Raw genomic sequence first — 13,058 nt, forward strand, 5'->3', positions numbered from 1 at the left:
GGCGCCGGCCGGCCGCGTTGAGTGAGGCCGGTCAGGAAAGCGGGTCGACGGTGCCGAGCGGCACCTCAGGCCGGCAGCGGCGCAGCCGGGCCGCCGCGAGCCGCCCGCCGACGGCCAGCCCGTAGCGGTCGACGGCGGCGAGTCCGTACGCACTACAGGTCGGGGTGTAGCGACACTGCCCTGGCCAGCGGTGCGACAGCCAACGGCGGTAGCCCCGGATCGCGGCGAGACCGGCCCGGTCCAGGGTTCCCGGTCGACTGCCGGCTGACCGGTCCCCACGGGCGGACGCCTGACCGCCGACGGTGCCTGCCACGGCGGCGCCCAGGGTCAGCAGGGTGGAGTAGAGCCCGAAGTCGCAGCAGCCCGGACTGCTGCTGCAAGGGTCGTCGCCACAGGAGTCCAGGGCCCCCTTGCGGCCCTTGCAGCCGGGTCCCTGACGACGTCGGCCGACCTGGCTGTGGCAGTGACCGGCGGCGTGGCAGTGGGCCGCATTGCGGCAGCGGCAGGGCCGCTGGCCACCGGAGTGGTCGGTGTTGGCGATCTTCACGGGGGACATCATGGCTGGTCGGGGCAAGAGCGTGCGTCAGTGTGCGATCAGTGGTCGGGAAGCCCGGCTACGCCGGGGCGGAGCCGCCGACTGACGGGCCGGGGTTGGTGGCTCACCAGTCGATCGAGCAGGCGGTTGAGGGAAGCGATTTGTCGCTGGTGAAGGCGGCGAAGGCTCGTTTGAGGTTGCGCACGTGGATCGCGGCTGGACAAGGCCTGGAATTGTTCGGCGCAACAACCCCGATTGAGTTCTTCGTTTCAGGCCGCGGGATTTTTGCCAATACTGGGGAAGGCTCTCGGAATATCGCTCAATTGGGAGACGCTCGTCTATTAGATCATTCACGGTTGGCTAAAACTCTCTGCTATCATCCGGTTTCAGGAATTCGAAGGTTGCTGGTCGGGGGAGTGCAGATGGAATCACTGGGGAGCGGCCCCCGCCACGGGTTGGCAGGCGACACGGCTTTCAAGGTCTATGTCGCAGGTCAAGCGGTGTCGAGTTTCGGGACGTTCATGGAGTACACCGCGCTTTACTGGCTGGTCAACCGGGTGGCGGGAGGAAATGCCCTGATCCTGTCCCTCGTCGCGGCGGTTCAGTTCCTGCCCATGCTGGTGTTGAGCCGCCCGGTTGGGCGGGTGGTTGGCCGGATGTCACGTCGCCGCACACTCCTGATCACCCAGTATGCGCAGATGGCGGTGTCGGTCCTGCTCGCGGTGCCGCTGCTCGTCTTCGGTTGGGCGAGTGCCTGGTGGATCGGTGCCATGGCTTTGCTACTCGGGTGTGTCCACGTGGTCGATTCTCCGGCGCGCCAGATGTTTATGAAGGATCTCGTCGGTATCGAGCGGTTGCGTCGTGCGGTCGGTACCTACTCCACGGCCGTCGGTGGGGCCCGCATCGGCGGCCCGGCTGTGGCCGGATTCCTGATCGCCGCCGTGGGCGAGGGATGGGTTTTCGTCCTCAATGCCGTGTCCTACCTGGCGGTGGTCTTCTCCCTGCATTACGTGCGACGCGTCCGTGGCGATTCGACTGGTGGCGCGACGGCCGCCGGGCAGGGACCCGGAAGTGGGGCGCGGCTCAACCGGATCCCCCAGGCGATCCGTCCAGCGCTGCTGCTCACCCTGCTGCTCGGCGGGTTCGCCTACCAGTTCCAGATCACCGGCCCGTTGATGGTCGTCACCGTCCTGCACGACGACTCCGTCACCTACGGGTTGATCGGCATGTGCACCGCAGTTGGCGCGATCGTCGGTAGCATCATCTCGGCCCGCCGTTCCACGCCCACCACCGGTGAGTACGTGACCTGGGCAACGGCCTTCGGCATCGTGGCCCTGTTCGCCGCGATGGCCACCAGTTCCGTCTGGTTCGGTGCCGCGATGGCCGGCGTTGGTATGGCGCTGTCCCTGTTCACCACGACCGTCGTTGTTTTTATTCAGCACCGCGCCAGCGACAGCGAGCAGGGACCGGCGCTGGCTGCCTACAACGCCGCGTACATGGGATTCATCCCCCTCGGGGCCGTCGTTGTCGGTGCTACCGCCGAGTACTTCGGTGTCCGCTGGGGCATCGCGCTGCCGTCGGTCGCGCTCCTGGTCGCCGCCGGATACGCGGCGATCAGACTGCGGACGACACCGGCTATCGGACCTGAGGAAGAGCCGGAAGTGAGCACCGATCCGTTCGCCCGTAACGCCCAAGGAGCATCATGACCCTGATCCGCTTACCACCCAGCCGCGTGCCGGGGGCTGGGAGCGTCGGGTTCTCGTGCGAAGTACGTCATATTCGGTGGTCATCGATGAATGGCGTCGCTCCTGCCCAGGTGGCGTCGGCCGGAATTGGGGGACCGCACATTCGACGGGATTGCGGAGTGTCTACCTGCCACATTCGCTCCGTGACCGCCGGCCGACCATCCTGGTCCCGCAGCCGCTGAGGCAAAGAACGAGGGGGACGTAGATGTATCGCACCATCCGCCGGATCGGGATCGCGCTCGCCGTCACGGTCGGGCTCGTCGTCGGGTCCGGTGCCGCCGCGCAGGCGAACACCAACCCGGTCACGCCGCAGTCGCTCTGCGGGCTCGGCTACACCGTCCAGGACCAGGACCCGATCCACCACGGGCAGACCGGCGAGCTGCTCGGCACCGTCTACCTGATGTACAACCCGATCGTCGGGTACGGCTGCACGGTCACCATCAAGTCCGCGTACGCCGGCTCGCTGACCCGTACCCAGGTCTACCTCGCCGCGCAGTACCTGCCCACCCAGATCGACGACGGCAACCGGCTGTGGGCGGCCGGCCCGACCCGGGCGTACGTCAAGGGCGGCTGCACCATCTGGGGTGGCCTCATGGAGGACTCGACCGGCACGGTCCACTACCACGACCGGGCGAACCCGGCGATCGGTGGCATCGGCACCTGCTTCTGACGGAGCTGACCGGAGGCCCGCCGCGTCTCGCGGCGGGCCTCCCTTCTTTCGCGTTCACCCGTCCGGCCGCCGGTTTCCGGACAGAGTCGCCGACCGTCCGCCGAAGGTCAGTTCGGGGCGCAAACGTCCCGTAGCGTCTGGGCGTCCCGGTTCGTCCGGGCCTGCGCTGCGGCGTAGTCTCCCGACACCCCGCCCGACAGGATGAAGCGCATGTCTGAGAAGTCCCGCGACAGCGCCACCGTCACCTGGTAGACGGCCCCTTCGGCGGCCGTGCTCGCGCGCATCATCCCCTGGTAGGCCTGCGTCGCGGCGGCCTGCTGGCTCAGCTCGGTCGAGCCCGCCGTCCGGTAGTACCGGTCGACGACCGCTAGGGCCTCCTCGCAGCCGGCGGGGAGCAACGGTGCCAGCGACAGCGACGGCCTGGGGTTGGGTGCTCGGGACGTCGTCTCGACTGGTCGAGGGGGCGTCGCGCTCGGTTCGGGCGCCGTCGTCGAATCGGGTGGCGTCTGGACCGGCGTATCCGGCGTGGTCGCCTGGACGGAGACCGTTCCTGAGCCCGGGGCCGGATGCTCCGGGGGAGGGGTTCGGGGCCACGCGTAGGCGACGAAGGCGAGGATGGCCGCGACGACACCACTGACCGCCCCCAGCGCGGCCCAGTCCGGCTTGAGCCCAGCGGAGCCGCTCCCGGCACCGGCGCGTCTCATTCGTCGAAGGTCGATGCGCCAACCATAGACACCTCAGGCATGGTTGGCGGCGGGGCCGGCGTGAGGCCAGCCGGCGCGGCGGCGGTCCGGCTCGGTGGAGCCGGACCGTCGCGCACGGCACAGCGTCGACAGTCGACCGGAAACGCCCCGTGGCCGCTGGTCAGCGGATCGTGTAGCCGCCGTCGACCAGCAGGTCCGCGCCGTTGACCATGTCGGCGGCGTCGGAGGCCAGGTAGATCGCCGCCGCGGCGATCTCGTCGGGGTACGCGAACCGCCCGGTCGGGATCTGCTCCTTCAGCCGGTCGCCCTTGGGGCCTTCCCAGGCCTTGCGGCCGAGGTCGGTCAGCACCACGGTGGGGCTGATCGTGTTGACGGTGACGCCCCGGCCGGCCCACTCCGAGGCGAGCACCTTGGTGAGCCCGACCAGGCCGAACTTGGAGGCGCAGTACGCGGCGTGCGCGTGCAGGGCGACGGTCGCCGCCTGGGAGGCCAGGTTGATCACCTTGCCGCGTCCCTGGTCGAGCATGATCCGGCCGACCTTCTGGGTCAGCAGGAACGCGCCGGTCAGGTTCACCGCCAGGGTGGTGTTCCACGCCGCCATCGACAGTTCCTCGGCCGGCGCGAGCAGCGCCACACCGGCGCTGTTGACCAGCACGTCGATCCGGCCGTGCAACCGCATGACCTGGTCGACGGCGGCGGTCACGGACGCCTCGTCGGTGACGTCGCAGGAGACGGCGGTCAACTCGCCGTCCTCGGGGACGGCCCGGTCGAGGATCACCACCTTGGCGCCCTTGGCCGCGTACGCGGCGGCGATGGCCGCGCCGATGCCGGAGGCGCCGCCGGTGACCACGGCGACCTTGCCGTCGAGGGAGAAGGACAGGTCCACGGTGGTCACGCCGCCTCCTCGTACGAGCTGATGGCGGCGACCTTGGCGGCGGACGCCGAGGCCGGGTCGAAGTGGTAGCCCAGCCATTCGGACGCCAGCCGGCGGGCGAGTTCCAGGCCGATGACGCGCTCGCCGAAGCAGAGCACCTGGGCGTTGTTGCTGAGCACCGAGCGCTCGACCGAGTAACTGTCGTGGGCGGTCACCGCGCGGATGCCGGGGACCTTGTTGGCGCTGATGGCCACGCCGAGGCCGGTGCCGCAGACCAGCAGGGCCCGGTCCGCCTTGCCGTCGGCGACCAGTCGGGCCGCTGTCGTGGCGACGTGCGGGTACGCGGTGTCGTCGTCGCCGCCGACTCCGACGTCGATCACCTCGGCGACCCGGGGGTCGGCGGCGAGGTCGCGGCTGAGGGCGTCCCGGTAGCTACTGCCGGCCGAGTCGCTGCCGACCACGATCCGGAGCTTTTGCTCTGTCACTGCTGCTTTCCTTCCAGTACGGTGCCGACGGCGCGCAGGCACAGGGCCATGGAGGTGGCGCCGGCGTCAGGGGTGCCGATGCTCTTCTCGGCGAGCGGTCGCGCCCGGCCGACCTGCGGCCGGAGCTGGGCGGTGTCGGCGGCGGCGGTGGTCGCCACGTCCACTGCGGTGGCCCACGCGTCGGTGAGCGGCGAGCCGGCGGCCACGGCCGTCTCGAGCGTCTCGGTGAACGGCAGGAGGGCGTCGATCATGGTCTTGTCGCCGGGCTTCGCGCCGCCGAGCGTGGTGAGGGCGGTGTAGCCGGCGCGTACCCCGGCGGCGACCGTGGTGGCGTCGGGGCGGGAGTCGCCGACGGCGCGGCCGAGCGCGGCGAGCGCCGCGCCCCAGAGCACGCCGGACGTGCCACCGGCCTTCGCTGCCCACGCGTCACCGGCGGCCACCAGGACCCCGCCCGGTCCGTGCCCGGCCTCGGCGGCGGTGCGGGCGGCCTCGACCGCCGAGCGGGTGCCGCGGACCATGCCCCGGCCGTGGTCGCCGTCTCCGGCGACCGCGTCGATGCGGCCCAGTTCCTGCTCGGCGGCGGCGACCGTGTCGGCCATCGCGTCGAGCGCCGCGACGACGACGGCGGCCACGGCGCGGCCCTCCTCGTCCGCGCTGCCCTGGCCCACGCCGCCCGCGCTGGTGTCGGCCGTCGTGCGGCGCGGGCCGTCGACCTGGGTCAGCGCGCCCTTGCGGTACGCCGGGGTGTCCGCTGGCGCGCGCCACAGCCGCTCGAGTTCCTCGTCGAGGAAGACCAGGGTGAGGGAGCAGCCGGCCATGTCGAGGCTGGTCACCAGCTCGCCGACCTCGGGGTCGACGATGGTCCAGCCGGCGTCGCGCAGCAGCTTGGCGGCAGTGCGCCAGACCACGAACAGTTCCTCGTACTTGGTGGCGCCCAGGCCGTTGAGGATCACGCCGATGCGTCGGTCGCCGTCCGCCGGCGCCTCGGCCAGGACGCCCGCCACCAGCCGCTGGGCGAGGTCGGCGGCCCGGGGCAGCTCGGCTTCGGCGATGCCCGGCTCGCCGTGGATGCCCAGGCCGACGCCCATGGTGCCGGGGGCCACGTCGAACAGGGGCTCGGTGGCGCCCGGCATGGTGCAGCCGGCGAAGGCGACGCCGAGGGTCCGGGTGCGGTCGTTGGCGTGCCGGGCGACCCGCTCGACGTCGTCCAGGTCGTAGCCGGCCTCGGCGGCGGCCCCGGCGACCTTGAACACCACGAAGTCACCGGCGATGCCCCGGCGACGGTGGGTCTCGTCGGCGGGCGCGCTGGCGATGTCGTCGGTGACGAACACCACCCGGGTGTCGATGCCCTCGGCCTGTAGGCGCTGCTGGGCGAGGGTGAAGTTCATGACGTCGCCGGCGTAGTTGCCGGTGCTGAAGAGCAGGCCGCCGGTGTTGGCGGCGGCGCGGCCGACCTCGTACGCCTCCTGGGTCGAGGGCGACGTGAAGATGTTGCCGACCACCGCGCCGTCGGCGAAGCCCGGACCCACCACGCCACAGAAGGCGGGGTAGTGGCCGGAGCCGCCGCCGACGACCACCGCCACCTTGCCGGGCGGGGTCTCGGTCGCGCGGACCACGCCGCCGGGGACGCCGGTCACGCGGCCCGCGTAGGCGTCGAGGAACCCCGCGAGCATGTCGTCGCTGAAGCGTTCGGGGTCGTCGAAGAGCTTGGTCATCGAAGCGCCTTCTGTCGCGGTGAGGGGTACGACTTAACATTGCAGGCGTGATATCGAACGTCAAGAGGGTTGACTTCTAACATCGTCCTAACATAGCGTCCGTCACATCCAGACCAACGAGGAGTTCTCATGACGCCGGCGTTACGGCTGAGCAACATCGCCACGGGTTTCGGTGGTGTGCCTGTGCTGCGCGACATCTCCTTCGACCTGCACGCCGGTGAGCTCACCGTGCTGGCCGGGGAGAACGGGGCCGGCAAGTCGACCCTCATGAAGATCGTCACGGGGCAGTTGAAGGCCGACGCGGGCGAGGTGGTCGTGGCCGGCTCGCCGCTCGTCCAGGCCGACCCCCAGGCCGCGCGCCGGCTCGGCGTCGGCATCGTGCCGCAGGAACTGGCCCGTACCCCGACCTGGCGGTCTACGAGAACCTCTTCGTCGGCCGGGAACTGCGCACCCGCTTCGGCGCCCTGGACCGCCGCGAGATGATCAAGCAGGCCCGGGCCATGCTCGACACGTACGGCGTCGACATCGACCCGCGCCGGCGGATCGGCGACCTCTCCATCGCCCTGATCCAGCTCGTGGAGATCGCCAAGGCCACCACCTGGGGCGCCAAGGTGCTGCTGCTCGACGAGCCCACCTCGGCCATCCCCGACCGGGAGGTCGAGCGCCTGTACGAGGTCGTCCACGCCCTGAAGAAGCAGGGCGTCGCCATGCTGTACACCACCCACCGGATGGCCGAGATCCAGGAACTGGCCGACCGCGTCGTGGTGCTGCGGGACGGCCGGCTCGTCCTCCAGGCCCCGCTGGCCGACACCACCGAGGACGGCATCGTCCGGGCGATGATCGGCCGCGACCTCGACAACCTCTTCCCCGAGATCACCCCCGCCCAGGACGAGGTCGGCCTGCGGGTCACCGGGCTACGGTTGCAGCAGCAGGGCCCCACCGTCGACCTCGAGGTCCGCCGGGGGAGATCCTGGGCCTGGGCGGCCTCGTCGGCGCCGGCCGGACCGAGATCGTCGAGGCGATCTTCGGCGTCCGCCCGTCGGTGGCCGGCACCATCGAGGTGAACGGCCGGTCGGTCCGGCGCGGCAGCGTCGTCGAGGCGATCCGGGCCGGCATCGCGCACGTACCCGAGGACCGCAAGGGCGCCGGTCTCGTGCTCACCCAGTCGGTGCTCGACAACGGCAGCCTGCCCCACCTCGGCGCGTTCTCCCTCGGTGGCTGGCTGCGCGACGGTCGTCGTACCGAGGCCGTCGCGGAGGCCACCACGTCCGTCCGGCTCAAGTCGAAGGGCCTCAACCAGCTCGTCGGCAACCTCTCCGGCGGCAACCAGCAGAAGGTCGTGCTGGCCCGCTGGCTGACCCAGAACTGCTCGGTGCTGCTGCTCGACGAGCCGACCCGGGGCGTCGACGTGGGCGCCCGGGGCGAGATCTACGGCATTGTCCGCCGGCTCGCCGCGTCCGGGATCGCCGTCATCCTGGTCAGCTCCGACATGCCCGAGCTGATCGGCCTGAGCCACCGGGTGCACGTGCTGCGGGCGGGCGGCATCGCCGGCTCGCTGTCCCGCGCCGACCTCGACGCCGAGGACGTCCAAGAAAAGATCTTCCGCTTCGCCAGCGGCCAGGAAGCCGTTGTCCGCCACTGAGAAATCCGGAGTCCCGATGACCACGACCACCCCGACCGCGGGAAAGCTTCCTCCCGTGGACGCCGTACCGGAGAAGCGCCGGTTCGACCGGACCACCCTGACGAACTTCGCCATCCGCAACTCGATGGTGCTGGTGTTGCTGCTGGTCATGGCGTACTTCAGCTACCGGAGCCTGCGCTTCGCGACCCCGGAGAACGCGCTCACGATCCTCGTCTCGGCCGCGCCGTTCGCCCTCGTCGCGCTCGGCCAGACGTTCGTCATCCTCACCGGCGGCATCGACCTGTCGATCGGCAGCGTCATCGCGGCCAGCGCGATGACCTCCGCGTCGGTCGTCGTCAAGAACCCCGACTCGCTCTGGCTGGCCGTCGTCGCCGGCATCGGCGTCGGTCTGCTGCTGGGCCTGATCAACGGCCTGGTGGTGAGCCGGCTGAACGTCGCGCCGTTCGTCGCCACGCTCGGTACGCTGACCGCCGGCTCAGGGCTCGCCTACGTGATCGGCAACGGCGCGCCGATCAACGGCCTGCCCGCCTCCTACGGGAAGATCGCCAACACCGAGGTGTTCGGCATCGCGGTCCCCGTCCTCATCATGGCCGTCGGGTTCGTGGCCGCGTTCCTCGTCCTCAAGAAGACCTCCTTCGGCCTGCGCATCTACGCCGTCGGCGGCAACCGGGTCGCGGCCGAGGTCGCCGGGGTACGCACCCGGCGCATCCTGACCAGCGTCTACGTCATCAGCGGGGGCCTCGCCGGACTCTCCGGCGTGATGCTCTCCTCCCGGGTGATCTCCGGTCCGCCGAACCTCGGCGCCGGGTACGAACTGGACGCCATCGCCGCCGTGGTCATCGGCGGAGCGAGCCTGCTCGGCGGGCGCGGCTCCGTCTGGGGCACCCTCCTCGGCCTGCTGCTCATCCAGACCCTCAACAACGGCCTGGACATCCTGATCGTCCCCGCGTACTGGCAGGCGGTCATCAGCGGTGTGCTCATCGTCGCCGCCGTCGCGGTCGACGTGTGGGCCACGAAACGCCGCACCAGCTAGTCCCCGCACCACCACCATCACCGAAAGGCAATACCGATGAAGATGTCCGTCCTTCGCCGCGTCGGCATCGCCGCGGTACCACTCGCCCTGCTCGCCACCACCGCCTGCGGCGCCGGCGACCCGGCCGCCCAGGGCGGCGACGGCGAGAAGCAGCTCCGCGTCGGCGTCACCGTCTACGACATGTCCTCCTTCATCAGCCAGGGCCAGGAGGGCATGAACGCCTACGCCAAGGCCAACAACATCCAGTTGCTCTGGAACTCGGCCGGCGGTGACGTGTCCACCCAGGCCAGCCAGGTGGACCAGCTCATCAACCAGAAGGTCGACGCGATCATCATCGTCCCGGTGCAGGCCGACTCCCTCGGCCCGCAGATGGCCGCGGCGAAGGCCGCCGACATCCCGGTGATCGCGGTCAACACCGCGCTGGCCGCCGGCGACGCCCTCACCTCCGCAGTGCTCCCCGACGACGTGGCCGCCGGGGCGCAGGAGATGGAGATGATGGCCAAGAAGCTGAACGGCAAGGGCAACATCGTGATCCTGCAGGGGCCACTCGGCTCCTCGCCCGAGCTGGACCGCACCAAGGGCATCGAGCAGACCCTGGCCAAGTACCCGGACATCAAGGTCCTGGCCAAGGACACCGCCAACTGGAAGCGCGACGAGGCGGTCAACAAGACGAAGAACTGGCTGTCCAGCTTCGGTGACCAGCTCGACGGCATCGTGTCCGAGAACGACGACATGGGTCTGGGTGCCGTGCAGGCCCTCGCCGAGGCCGGCAAGCAGCTTCCGGTGGTCGGCATCGACGGCATCCAGGACGGACTCGACGCGGTCAAGAACGGCACCTTCATCGGCTCGTCCCTCCAGCACGGTCGGGTCGAGATGTCGGCCGGCCTGGCCGTCGCCCAGAAGGTGGCCAACGGCGAGACCGTCGAGAAGAAGTACACCTACACGATGCCGGCGATCACCCCGGAGAACGTCGACAAGTACTACGCCAACGTGGTCAGCGAGAAGGACGCGTTCCTCCAGCGCCTGCCCGAGCTGATCGCCAAGAACCTGGCCTCCGGCGACATCGCCAACGAAGAGTAGTCCGATGGAGGTGGCCCGCGACGCGGGCCACCTCCACCGTTACGATCTATCTCCGATCGATGGAGGAGTCACCGGGATGGCAGAGCCGGCGGAGAACCGCGTCGGGCGGGACGCACGGCAGAGCGGCATCACCGAGATGGTCATGTCGGCCGGCTCCGTACGGATCGAGGAACTCGCCGAGGCCTTCGGCGTCAGCGTGATGACGGTGCACCGCGACCTCGACGCGCTCGCCGCCCAGGGGCTGCTCCGCAAGACCCGCGGCATGGCCACCGCCCTGGCCAGCACCCTGTCGGAGTCCAGCACCGAGTACCGTACCCGGCTCAACGCGAGCGAGAAGGTCGCGCTCGCCACCGTCGCCCTCGGCATGATCGAGCCCGGGCAGTCGATCATCCTCGACGACTCCACCACCGGCCTGCACCTGGCCGCCCAGCTCTACCAGCGGCAGCCGCTGACCGTCATCACGAACTTCCAGCCCGTGATGGACGCCGTGGTCACCCAACCGGAACTGGCCCTGCTGGCCCTCGGCGGCCAGTACTACCCGTGGTGCCGGGCGTTCATGGGCTCGGTGACCCTCGGCGCGTTACGCAACCTCCGCGCGGACGTGTTCTTCATGTCCACCTCCGCCGTCACCGACGGCATCTGCTTCCACCAGCACCACGACACCGTCCTGGTGAAGCGGGCGATGTTCGAGGCCGCCCGCACCCGGATCGCCTACGTCGACCACTCGAAGTTCGAACGACGCGCCCTGCACGCGCTGGGCCCGCTCAGCGAGTTCGACACGGTCATCGTCGACGCGAAGACCGCCGGCGAACACGTGCAGGCCCTCCGCCGCGACGGCGCGAACGTCGTCGTCGCCCCGGAGGGCACCACCGCCCCGGACTCCTCCGAAGCCTGAATCGCAGGTCAATGGCACCATGATGGCGTGACCGTACCGGTGATCGTCGCCCTCGACTGCTCCACCTCGGCGTGCAAGGCGGTCGTGTTCGACCTCTCCGGGGAGACCGTCTGCGAGTCCCGGCGCTACGTCACCACCACCTCGCCCCGCCCCGGCTGGTACGAACAGGACGCCACCCAGTGGGCAGAGGGCCTCGCCGACGCCCTCACCTCGGTCGCCGACCTGCTGCCCCCCAGCCACCGGCCCCTCGCGCTCGGCATCACCCACCAGCGCGAGACGTTCGTCTGCGTGGACCGTGACCACCACCCGATCCGCCCGGCGATCCTGTGGCTGGACAACCGTGCCGAGGAGCAGGTGGCTCGCCTCGGTGGCGACGCCGTGCAGGCGGCCACCGGCAAGCCGCGGTCCACCCTGCCGTCGCTCTACAAGCTGGCCTGGCTCGCCGAACACGAGCCGGACACGCTGCGCCGTACCCACCAGGTGCTCGACGTGCACGCGTACGTCTCGCACTATCTCACCGGCGTCGCGGTCACCTCCTGGGCCAGCGCCGACTCCACCGCCCTGGTCGACCTCGCCACCCGGGACTGGTCACCGGAGTTGCTGCGCGCCGCCGGCCTGACCCGACAGCAGGTCCCCGAGCTGGCGGCCCCCGGCGACCGGATCGGTGGGCTACGGCCCGAGGTGGCCCGGCGCACCGGCCTGCCCGTGGGCCTGCCGGTCGTCGCGGGCGCCGGCGACGGGCAGTGCGCCGGCATCGGGGTGGGCGGGCTGGCGCCGGGTACGGCGTACCTGAACCTCGGCACCAGCTTCTCGCTCGGGGCGTTCGTGCCGGGGCGTCCCACCTACCCCGGGCTACGCACGATGGCGGCGCCAGTGCCGGGCCACTCAGCCGTGGAGACCCTGCAACCGGTCGGCGGGATGACGCTGGACTGGGCGCGCGACCTGTTGTCCGCACCGGACCGCAGCGCCGTCGAGGCGGCCGCCGCCGAGGTGCCGCCCGGGGCCGGCGGGCTGCTCTTCCTGCCCTACCTCGGCGGTCGCGAGACCCCTGTGCACCGGTCGGACGTACGGGGCGCGGTGCTCGGCCTGGGTGGGCGACACGGCGCGGCCGAACTGCTCCGGGCCGTCGTCGAGGGACTCGCCCACGATCAACGCGACTGCCTCGACCTGCTGCGGCAGGCGACCGGCGCGGACCTCCGGCGCGTCATCGTTACCGGCGGCTTCGCCCAGTCCGCCCTGGTCGTCCGGATCTTCTCCGACGTGCTCGGCGTGCCCACCGCCGTCGCGCCCGAGCGGGAGGGCACCGCCCTCGGCGCGGCCGTCGTCGCCGCCGCGGCCGGTCCCGACGCACCGTACGCCGACGTGCCGACGGCCGCGCGGCACATGACCCGGCCGGCCGCCACGGTGGCCGTCGACGCCCACGCCGCCGAGTACCACGAGGCCGTCCGCCCGCTCCGGGCCGGCGTACTGGCCGGCTTCGACGCGACCGAGCACGCCCTGACCGCGCTGCGCCACCTCTGAGGATGCGCCAGGCTCCGCCCCGACGACGCCCGGGCAGCCGTCAACGCCCGGGAAGCGCACTCGCAGTACAACCTGACGCCATCCCGGCCTGGACGCGCAGAGTGACCATGGGTGGCTCGCGCCTACCTAATCGCGTTTCTCGGCGCGCTGGGTGCGCCC

The 13,058-nt window shown here is 70.8% G+C and carries 14 protein-coding genes; 9 read left to right on the forward strand and 5 right to left on the reverse strand.

Annotated features, from left to right (window positions below; genetic code table 11):
* Nucleotides 1-31 precede the first annotated feature (31 nt).
* Nucleotides 32-547, reverse strand: a complete 516-nt coding sequence (gene yidD, locus GA0074692_RS05985) for a membrane protein insertion efficiency factor YidD (RefSeq protein WP_245730190.1) — start codon at nucleotides 545-547, stop codon at nucleotides 32-34.
* Nucleotides 548-597: 50 nt separating this feature from the next.
* On the opposite strand from yidD, the gene GA0074692_RS05990 reads away from it, so the two are divergent.
* Nucleotides 598-2,241 carry an MFS transporter gene (locus tag GA0074692_RS05990; protein WP_141725179.1) on the forward strand — a complete coding sequence of 548 codons (1,644 nt, stop codon included), beginning with the start codon at nucleotides 598-600 and terminating at the stop codon, nucleotides 2,239-2,241.
* A 244-nt stretch (nucleotides 2,242-2,485) separates the two neighbouring features.
* Nucleotides 2,486-2,950, forward strand: a complete 465-nt coding sequence (locus tag GA0074692_RS05995) for a hypothetical protein (RefSeq protein ID WP_091640204.1) — start codon at nucleotides 2,486-2,488, stop codon at nucleotides 2,948-2,950.
* 107 nt (nucleotides 2,951-3,057) lie between these two features.
* Here GA0074692_RS05995 and GA0074692_RS33855 read toward each other — a convergent pair whose 3' ends face one another.
* From GA0074692_RS33855 to GA0074692_RS06015, 4 genes are all read right to left on the reverse strand, one after another.
* On the reverse strand, nucleotides 3,058-3,654 hold the full coding sequence (locus GA0074692_RS33855) for a P-loop NTPase family protein (protein ID WP_141725180.1): 597 nt from the start codon (nucleotides 3,652-3,654) through the stop codon (nucleotides 3,058-3,060).
* A 160-nt stretch (nucleotides 3,655-3,814) separates the two neighbouring features.
* Entirely contained in the window at nucleotides 3,815-4,549 is a 735-nt protein-coding gene (locus tag GA0074692_RS06005) for a GolD/DthD family dehydrogenase (RefSeq protein WP_245730192.1), read from the reverse strand.
* Nucleotides 4,546-5,013, reverse strand: a complete 468-nt coding sequence (locus tag GA0074692_RS06010) for a ribose-5-phosphate isomerase (RefSeq protein ID WP_091640212.1) — start codon at nucleotides 5,011-5,013, stop codon at nucleotides 4,546-4,548. Before GA0074692_RS06010 ends, GA0074692_RS06005 begins: the two co-directional genes overlap by 4 nt.
* The gene (locus GA0074692_RS06015; protein ID WP_091640214.1) at nucleotides 5,010-6,728 is read right to left on the reverse strand and encodes a dihydroxyacetone kinase family protein; all 1,719 of its coding nucleotides are present in this window, start codon (nucleotides 6,726-6,728) and stop codon (nucleotides 5,010-5,012) included. Before GA0074692_RS06015 ends, GA0074692_RS06010 begins: the two co-directional genes overlap by 4 nt.
* A 129-nt stretch (nucleotides 6,729-6,857) precedes the next feature.
* Between GA0074692_RS06015 and GA0074692_RS36875 the strand changes: the two genes are divergently transcribed.
* The 7 genes from GA0074692_RS36875 to GA0074692_RS06040 all read left to right on the forward strand — a co-directional run bounded on the left by GA0074692_RS36875 (nucleotide 6,858) and on the right by GA0074692_RS06040 (nucleotide 12,899).
* On the forward strand, nucleotides 6,858-7,211 hold the full coding sequence (locus tag GA0074692_RS36875; protein ID WP_218106574.1) for an ATP-binding cassette domain-containing protein: 354 nt from the start codon (nucleotides 6,858-6,860) through the stop codon (nucleotides 7,209-7,211).
* Nucleotides 7,208-7,792: a sugar ABC transporter ATP-binding protein gene (locus GA0074692_RS36880; protein WP_245730194.1), complete on the forward strand. Its 585-nt coding sequence runs from the start codon at nucleotides 7,208-7,210 to the stop codon at nucleotides 7,790-7,792. Before GA0074692_RS36875 ends, GA0074692_RS36880 begins: the two co-directional genes overlap by 4 nt.
* Entirely contained in the window at nucleotides 7,738-8,370 is a 633-nt protein-coding gene (locus GA0074692_RS35755) for an ATP-binding cassette domain-containing protein (protein WP_245730615.1), read from the forward strand. Before GA0074692_RS36880 ends, GA0074692_RS35755 begins: the two co-directional genes overlap by 55 nt.
* 16 nt (nucleotides 8,371-8,386) lie before the next feature.
* Entirely contained in the window at nucleotides 8,387-9,403 is a 1,017-nt protein-coding gene (locus GA0074692_RS06025; protein WP_176738324.1) for an ABC transporter permease, read from the forward strand.
* 36 nt (nucleotides 9,404-9,439) lie between these two features.
* On the forward strand, nucleotides 9,440-10,483 hold the full coding sequence (locus tag GA0074692_RS06030) for a substrate-binding domain-containing protein (protein ID WP_281198774.1): 1,044 nt from the start codon (nucleotides 9,440-9,442) through the stop codon (nucleotides 10,481-10,483).
* Nucleotides 10,484-10,559: 76 nt separating this feature from the next.
* Nucleotides 10,560-11,378 carry a DeoR/GlpR family DNA-binding transcription regulator gene (locus tag GA0074692_RS06035; protein ID WP_091640217.1) on the forward strand — a complete coding sequence of 273 codons (819 nt, stop codon included), beginning with the start codon at nucleotides 10,560-10,562 and terminating at the stop codon, nucleotides 11,376-11,378.
* Nucleotides 11,379-11,405: 27 nt separating this feature from the next.
* Nucleotides 11,406-12,899: a xylulokinase gene (locus tag GA0074692_RS06040; protein ID WP_091640219.1), complete on the forward strand. Its 1,494-nt coding sequence runs from the start codon at nucleotides 11,406-11,408 to the stop codon at nucleotides 12,897-12,899.
* Nucleotides 12,900-13,058: the final 159 nt, after the last annotated feature.

This window comes from Micromonospora pallida (genome assembly GCF_900090325.1).
In the GTDB taxonomy this organism is placed as follows: Bacteria; Actinomycetota; Actinomycetes; order Mycobacteriales; family Micromonosporaceae; genus Micromonospora; species Micromonospora pallida.